Here is a 7524-nt window from a genome sequence, read left to right as displayed (position 1 = left end):
AAGGCACCGGCGGTGATGTTGCCCTGGGTCTGGCCTTCGATGCTGATATAACATGGGGTTGGCATAGTCTGCTCCTTGACGGAAAAACAATTGAAAACGGTGAGTCCATTCAGAAAAGGACAGTCCCATACAACAAGTCCCGTGCCAGAACCGTAAACGTCAACGAAAACAGTCGACTAACCAAAACTCCCCACAACCCAACCCCCAACACCAAGCAAACAATGGCTCCCGGCGGGCCACATCTTGCTGGGTGAGCAAGATCTTGCTCGAAGAGAAGAAATAAGAAAAAGGGAAAGGAATAGGGAACATCGCCAAAAGCGACGACCCGCCAAAGCTCAATCGAAGCGGGGCATCGGCAGGGCTGGAGCAGGAGACAGGGATGTCTCCGACCCAATTAGGCGGCCATGGATGACCCTCTGAGCACCTCGGCAGAGCCCATTCTGCGGCGAATCGCGGCGTTGCGCGGTGCTCATCCGCTCACCTACCTATTGGTATGCCTCGCTTCTTGCGCGCCGCGCGCCTTGCGCTTCATCCCCAGCCTGGACTCTGCCGAGGCGCTCCCAGACGGCGTAAGCCCTGCCGGTGCCCCGCTTCCGCCCCGAGAATCCAGTCTTATGAACAACCCAGTTCAGAGCGTGGTACCAGGAAAACCGGACTCCAGCCAGAAGACCTGGGCACCCTCCGCTTCCGCCGCCTCCGAGGGTCATCCCTGACCGCCGGATGCGGCGCGGGACGTCCTGTCCCGCTGCGGAAGCGGAGGGTGCCCAGGGCTTCGATCCAGGCTCGCGATAGCGCTGGAGGGATACATGACGCGAAATTTTAGGGCTGCTTAATTGCGCAGTTGATACCGGATCGGGATCGTAAAAGAGAAGTTGTTTCCCTTCATGTCATCGGGAACAGCCGGCAGCGGTGCGCTGGACCGAATGATTTCCAGAGCGGCTTCATCAAGAATCCGGAAGCGGGAGCTTTTCTCGATCGTGGCAGAGATCAGGTGACCGTCCCGCCCGAACTTGAAGTGGACGACCGGCGTGCCTTCCTGCCCACGACGGCGCGCACGGCGAGGATAGTCGTAGTGTTGGGCCAGATGCCGGTTGAGCTCGGACAGGTAGCTGTCCTCCGCATCCGAGCGACCCGCCGTCAGCTGTACTTGGCTGGGCTGGTCTGATGCACCTTTGTTGGCGTCTGCTGCGGAATTGGCGGTTTTTGCCGACTGAGCGGTCGCCTGGGTTGGCGCCTGTTGGCTGGGTGTCTTCCCCGCCTTGGCGACCGGTTTCGGCTCGGGCTTGGGCTCAGGTTTCGGGTCTGGTTTAGGTGCCGGCTTGGGCGTTGGTTTCGGTTCCGGAGTGGGCTCAGGTTTTGGCCTGGGCTCCGGTTTGGGTTCAGGCTTGGGCTCTGGTTTCGGTTCCACCTTGGGTGGTTCCGGTTTGGGCGCCGGTGCCGCCTCAGGTTCCGGGGTGGGCTGGGGCTTATTGGCGTCAGCCGTTTTCGCAGCGGTGTCGGTTTGCGCTTTCATGCCCGCCAGATCCAGGCTGATCACCGCCTGGGCGGTGACGTTTCCATTGCCTTTGGGAACGGGAATGTCGTCTGCAGAGCGAGCCAGGATATAACCCGCACCAAGAGCACAGAGAATCGCAAACAGGGCAATGCCGGACCGGATCACTCGACTCACAGACTCGGCTCCGTCAGCAGGTCCACTTTGCGGTAGCCGGCTTTTTCCAGCAGCCGCAATACCGACTCCAGATCGTCCATGGTTACGCCCTTGTCCGCTGCGATACGCAGGGGCTTGTCGGCATCGGGTTTGGGTAGTTTACTCGCCAGTTCTTCGCGACTGACCGGAGACTGGTGTACGCGTAATTGACCATCACCGTTGATAACCAGGTCGGCCGCCGGGGCACTGCTCTCGCCTTCCTGGGCGGTACCGGGCAAGGCCGGCAAGGGGTCGTCCGTCAGGTGACCGGCGACGATAAAGAACAGCAGCAAGAGAAAGACCAGATTGATCAGCGGAAGCATGGCGTCTTCCACACGATCAAGCAGCGTGCGGTTGTCGATGTCCTGAAGTTTCGGGAGCAGTGGGTTCATGGCGACTCTTGCGGGGATGAGGCGTTACCGGGCGAACGTTGCCAATGGGTGGTGATGCCGGCGTCCTGCAGCCGGGTCAGGCCTGCCGTGAAGTCGCCCAGCGGCACCTGCCCGTCCGTCTCCAGATTGACTTCGGATTTACCCGCACTGGCCAGCGCCTGGGCCATCTGTGTCGGTGTCTCCACCCGGTCGCCCCATTGGATGCGGCCGTCTGACTGCATCATCAGGCTGGGCACCGGGTCGCCGTCGCTGCCTGCGGAGGCGCGGGTGTCGTTGTCCAGCTGCAACTGACTGGTCGGCGCCAGGCGTGACGTGACCATGAAGAAGACCAGCAGGATGAAGACCACATCGATCAGCGGCGTCATCCGAATGGGCAGGCGCCGGTGGGGGCGAGGCTCAACCAGCTGCATGGGCGAACCGCTTCTCCCGTTCCCGCTCTGTCAGGTTGACCTGCTTGACCTCGGCCTGGGTCACCGGATCTGAGTCCTCTTCGGGCTCAGCCTCCGTCGTGACGGACAGCACGCGAACCAGCAGGTCGTTCATCTGGGTACTCAGTCGGCGCAGGCGGAATTCCATCCAGGCTGCCATGGCCGCCATCGGAATGGCAATGACCAGGCCGGCAGCGGTGGTCATCAGCGCCTGGTAGATGCCGCCACTCAGTTGGCTGGCACTGGCGCGGCCGGCGGTCGATGCCATGGTGCTGAACGCCTCCATCATGCCCATGACCGTGCCCAGCAGGCCCAGCAGGGGCGCCAGGGCGGCGATCACTTCGATGATTTTCAGCGGTGACTCGAACGGTTGCAGCGCTCGCTGTGCCAGACGGGCGACGGTCTCGCGCTGCTGGGTTTCGGTGGCGCCACTCAACACGCCTTGCATGGCGCGGGCGACAACGGCAGGCAAAGGGTTCAGACGATCGAGTCCGGAACGGGTCTGGCCCGCCTCTTCAATCACAGGATGACCGGGTGCCTGTTCCCACCGGGAAACCGCGTCCCGAAGCGTGCGACTGGCACGCGGTGCAAACAGGACGCCCACCAGGATGGCGTAAATAAAGGTCGCCAGTCCGATCAGAGCCAGGACAAGCAGCACCCCCATGACGGGGCCGCCGTAATCAAGCAACTGGTGAAGTGGACCGAACTGTCCGGCGAGGCTGGTAGTGGCGTTTGAATCCGGCACGATGGGAACCCTCGGCACATTGAGTCTGAAGTGCAAATAATAACGATTATTATTAGGTCTAGCTACCTGTTGAAGACAGTCAGGTCATGACAGGTCTGTTAGACTACAAAGATAGTTGCCGGGTGCATTTTTTGAAGCGGTCGGTATACATGCATGACACGTAGTGGTTTTGGACGGGCGGAGGAAAATTGTTGATCAAAGGGATCCGGCGCTGGTTCGACAGTCTCAAGAACCGGGCAGTTGGCGTGGTGGTCCTGCTTGTCGTCCTGATTGTCTTTCTGGCGACACTGGTGAGTATTTCCGCGGGGCAGGCGGAGCTCGAAAGTCAAGCCAGGGTCCAACTCGCGACTCACGCCGACCTGATCGCCGGTGATGTGGATGCCAAGCTGGCCGAGCGCTTCGATGCGATGACCCGCGTTGCCGGGAACCTGACGATGGAAGAGGAGAGCCTGCTGAGCCGGGCCCAGCCTATCCTCAACCGCCAGGCGGCACTGGTGTCCCTGTTCCACCGCCTCTACCTGATTGATCCTTCCGGAATCATACAGGCCACCCTGCCCGAAGCCGGCATCGGGCGAGGTCTGGATGTGTCCGATCGCCGGTTTTTCCAGATGACCGGCCAGCAGATGACCACGCTGATCTCCGAGCCCTTTGTTTCCCGCGATGAAGGCATTCCCATCGTGGCGATCACCGCGCCGCTGTTCAATCACGAAAAAAAGCTGATCGGTATCCTGGCGGGGACGATCAATCTCGACGAGCGCAGTTTTCTTGGGGATCTCAAAAGCCTGAAAATCGGTGATACCGGCTTCGTCGGGATGGGCACGCGCTCTGGCTTTGTCCTGATCCATCCCCGCCAGGAAAACCAGTTGGGACAGCTGAGTGACGGCAACCCCCTGCATGAAGCGGCCCGGGAGGGCGAAGAAGGGGTCACTCTGGCTCCCATGGCGAACGGGCAACAGCGGCTGGTGGCCTACCGGCAGCTGAATGAGGCGCCCTGGTTTGTCACCGTGTCGCTCCCCACCCGGGAAGCATTCGAGCCGATCCGTAAACTGTCCAACGTCATGTTCTGGGTGGCCGTGGGGCTTTTGCTGCTGTTCATTCCACTGTCCCTGCGCCTGTTCAGCAAGTTGCTCAATCCGTTGCAGCAACTGACCGACCAGATCAAGGCCCGCCACATGGGATTGCGTGACGCCCCGATTGAAGTCGGGGGTGGCCACGAGATCCGGGAGTTGGTGACGACTTTCAATCAGGTGCGGGAAGAACGGGAAGCTGCCCGGGTGGAAATGGAGCAGCAGGAAGCCTACTTCCGTTCGCTGTCGGAGCGCTCGCCCATCGGCATCGTCCAAACCGATGTGCTGGGCCGTATCGAGTTCGTCAATCCGGCGCTGGAAGCGATTCTCGGACAGCCCCTTGAGCGCCTCCGGGGCCAGCACTATCTGCAGGGTATTTATCGGGAAGACCGGGCGCAGGTGCTGAAAGATCGCAGCCGTGTTCTCTACAGCGGAGAAGTCTTCCAGGGTCAGTACCGACTCTACGACATCCGCACGGACCGGGTGATCTGGGTCGCCAGCATGACGGCCCCGATCGAGACGCCGGATCGCTCACTGGGGACCATCACCGTGGTTCGGGACATCACCCATGAGCTGGAAATCGAAGCCGAGCTGCGGGTGGCCCGAACCCGCGCCGAACGGATCCTGGGTGTGCTGGACGAGGGCGTGATCCTGACCGACAGCCTGGGCTTTATCAGCTTTGCCAATCCGCCGTCGCAGGTGTTCATCGGTACCCATGCCTCGCCGGTTGGCAGCAACCTGTTCGATATCGTGCAGGTGGCGGTCGATGGTGAACCCTGGGGCTTCGGCGAGTTTCGCGAACAACCCCAGGTGACCGGCCTGGACGCCGTGTTGACCAACGCGCGGGGTGACAGCCTGGAAGTGGAGCTCACCATGCTTCGCCTGGAAAGTGAGCAGGGGGCGGACCAGTTCGTCTTTGTCCTGCGTGATGACAGCGAACGCCGGCGTCAGGAGGCCCAGCTCTCCTGGGACGCCAGTCACGATCCGTTGACCCGGCTGGTCAATCGGCGTGCGTTTTCGACGAGTCTGGGCAACCAGCTGCTGCAGACGGCCGAGCACAGCAACCCGACGGTCCTGATGGTGATCGACCTCGACCACTTCAAGCCCGTCAACGACAACGGCGGTCACTTGCTGGGTGACGAACTGCTGCGCCACATTGCCGACATCCTGCGCAGCCGGGTGCGTCAATCGGACGTGGTCGCCCGTCTGGGGGGTGACGAGTTTGGTGTGATCCTGCCGGCCTGTGGTCTGGACCGGGCGCAGAGCATTGCCGAGTCGCTGCGTGCCGGCATCGAGGCGTTGGTGCTGGAACAGGACGGGCGCCATTACGGGGTGACGGCCAGCATCGGCCTGACCGATGTCCGCACCGACGACACCACCAATAAGACGGTCATGGCGCGGGCGGACGAAGCGGCCTACACCGCCAAGGCCCGGGGACGGAATCGGGTGGTGGTCTATGGTGAGGAGGCGATGGCACCGTCGCCGGAAACGGTCCGCACCTGATGCGTTGCCCGCAAACAAGCGGCAAGCCCATGTCGTCAGGCGGGTGGCATGGCTGAGATGTCTGATCGCACCAAGGGCTTCCTGATTGCCGGTCTCGGGGTTCTGTTCCTGTCGCCCGATGCCCTGTTGGTAAAATCCACCAGCGTCCCGCCCGTGGTATTCCTGTTCTGGCGCGGGCTGTTGCTGGCGTTGAGCTTTGCCGTGATTAACAGCCTGCGCTACCGCAGTCAGCTGCTGCCGGCCATGCGCGCGTGCGGGCGGCGAGGGCTCTACTGCGGCGTGGCGTTTGCCGGCAGCACCCTGGGGTTTGTGACCGGCATGAAGCACACCGCCGCGGGCAACGTGCTGGTCATCCTCAATACCGCCCCGGTGATTGCGGCGGTGCTGGCGTGGCTGGTCTGGCGGGAGCGTTTGCCCCTGCGAACCTGGGTCCTCATCCTGGTCTGTATTGGCGGCGCCACCCTGATGGCCGTCGGCGAGATGGGCAAGGGACAGCCGCTGGGGCTGATCATGGCCGGCGTTGCGGCGTTTTCGCTGGCCTCCAATCTGGCGGTGGCCCGTTCCCGGCCGCAGGCAGACATGAGCCTGATGCTGATCTTCGGTGCCCTGCTCATCTGCATTATGGCCGCTTGCTTTGGTGGCGCACAGTGGCCCGGCTGGCACGACTTCGGCCGGATCCTCCTGCTGTGTATCTGCTTCCTGCCGGCAGCCAGTATCCTGATCCAGACCGGTCCCCGCTACCTGCCGGCGGCGGAAGTGAGCCTGCTCCTGCTGCTGGAAACCGTGATCGGCGGTTTTCTGGTGTGGCTGTTTCTCGACGAGATACCCGGCCCTCTGGCATTCGCCGGCGGCGCGATCATCCTGACCGCCCTGGCGGTGAATGGCTTTATTGAGGACTGGCGCCAGCGTCGGCGGGCCTCACGATTAAAAAAAGCCGGCCGTGCGAGCCGCCTGCCAGAGTAAGCGCAGGGCCAGCAGCGTCAGCAGGATGTTGAAGTATTTCTGGAAGTGCAGGTTGCTGAGGCGGATCAGCAACCGCAGCCCGATCCAGGTCCCCAGGAAGCCACAGGCAATCATCCCCGCGATAAACGGCAACCACTCATGCAGGGCAAAGCCCGTCAGTCCGAACACCAGGCCCTTGGCGCTGTGCTGGAGCGTCATGGCGCAGGCGAAGGTAGCAACGGTCCGGAAGCGATCACGGTGGATCTGTTTGACGAAGGCCGCGACCAGCGGGCCGGTGGCGCCGACGAACAGGGTCAGGAACGTGGTGGCCAACGCCGCGACGAAGGTGCCCAGCGGGCTGAGGATCGCCTTGGGCAGCGACGGGCCCCAGCACAGGTAGAGGATGAACAGGGCAATGGCCATCTGCCAGACGGCGGCCGGCAGATGGACCAGCATCAGACCGCCGATCAACCCGCCCAGCAGCACGCCCGGCAGGAACGCGGCAATCACTTTCCAGTCGATGTGACGCCAGGTCAGGCCGGCACGTCCGGCGTTGGAGCCAAGCTGGATCAGGCCGTGGACCGGGATAATGGCGGCCGGCGGCAGCCACAGCGCCATCAGCGCCAGCAACAGCGCACCACCACCCGCGCCGAGGGCGGCGGTGATCATCGAAGTGAGGACCGAGGTGGCCAACAGCAGGCCGGCCAGCGTCGGGCTCAGCGCGTCAGGCAGGTACAGCAACGCCAAGGCGAGTCTCCGG

General features: G+C 62.6%; 7 protein-coding genes and 1 pseudogene. 2 read left to right on the top strand and 6 right to left on the bottom strand.

The window, feature by feature from the left end; genetic code table 11:
• The 5 genes and pseudogenes from EB809_RS14990 to EB809_RS14970 form a co-directional block, all read right to left on the bottom strand.
• Positions 1–65: pseudogene (locus EB809_RS14990) on the bottom strand (type VI secretion system tube protein Hcp); the annotation flags it as partial.
• Positions 66–829: 764 nt separating this feature from the next.
• On the bottom strand, positions 830–1669 hold the full coding sequence (locus EB809_RS14985; RefSeq protein ID WP_123635635.1) for an energy transducer TonB: 840 nt from the start codon (positions 1667–1669) through the stop codon (positions 830–832).
• Positions 1666–2079 (bottom strand): ExbD/TolR family protein, encoded by a 414-nt coding sequence (locus EB809_RS14980; RefSeq protein WP_123635634.1) that lies wholly within the window; start codon positions 2077–2079, stop codon positions 1666–1668. Before EB809_RS14980 ends, EB809_RS14985 begins: the two co-directional genes overlap by 4 nt.
• Positions 2076–2489 carry an ExbD/TolR family protein gene (locus EB809_RS14975; protein ID WP_123635633.1) on the bottom strand — a complete coding sequence of 138 codons (414 nt, stop codon included), beginning with the start codon at positions 2487–2489 and terminating at the stop codon, positions 2076–2078. The genes EB809_RS14980 and EB809_RS14975 overlap by 4 nt, the downstream gene beginning before the upstream one ends.
• Positions 2476–3252: a MotA/TolQ/ExbB proton channel family protein gene (locus EB809_RS14970; RefSeq protein ID WP_123635632.1), complete on the bottom strand. Its 777-nt coding sequence runs from the start codon at positions 3250–3252 to the stop codon at positions 2476–2478. The genes EB809_RS14975 and EB809_RS14970 overlap by 14 nt, the downstream gene beginning before the upstream one ends.
• A 191-nt stretch (positions 3253–3443) precedes the next feature.
• Between EB809_RS14970 and EB809_RS14965 the strand changes: the two genes are divergently transcribed.
• On the top strand, positions 3444–5822 hold the full coding sequence (locus EB809_RS14965) for a diguanylate cyclase (RefSeq protein WP_190294923.1): 2379 nt from the start codon (positions 3444–3446) through the stop codon (positions 5820–5822).
• Between the two features lie 48 nt (positions 5823–5870).
• The gene (locus EB809_RS14960; protein ID WP_223807988.1) at positions 5871–6785 is read left to right on the top strand and encodes a DMT family transporter; all 915 of its coding nucleotides are present in this window, start codon (positions 5871–5873) and stop codon (positions 6783–6785) included.
• On the opposite strand, the gene EB809_RS14955 is transcribed toward EB809_RS14960, so the two are convergent.
• A complete protein-coding gene (locus EB809_RS14955) occupies positions 6747–7511 on the bottom strand; it encodes a TSUP family transporter (RefSeq protein WP_123635630.1) in 765 nt (254 codons plus the stop codon). The genes EB809_RS14960 and EB809_RS14955 overlap by 39 nt on opposite strands.
• Positions 7512–7524: the final 13 nt, after the last annotated feature.

Origin of the sequence: Marinobacter sp. R17 (assembly GCF_003789045.1) — a bacterium.
GTDB lineage: Bacteria > Pseudomonadota > Gammaproteobacteria > Pseudomonadales > Oleiphilaceae > Marinobacter_A > Marinobacter_A mangrovi.
Note: the sequence above shows the minus strand (reverse complement) of the source record. Positions and strands in the feature narration are given on the sequence as shown.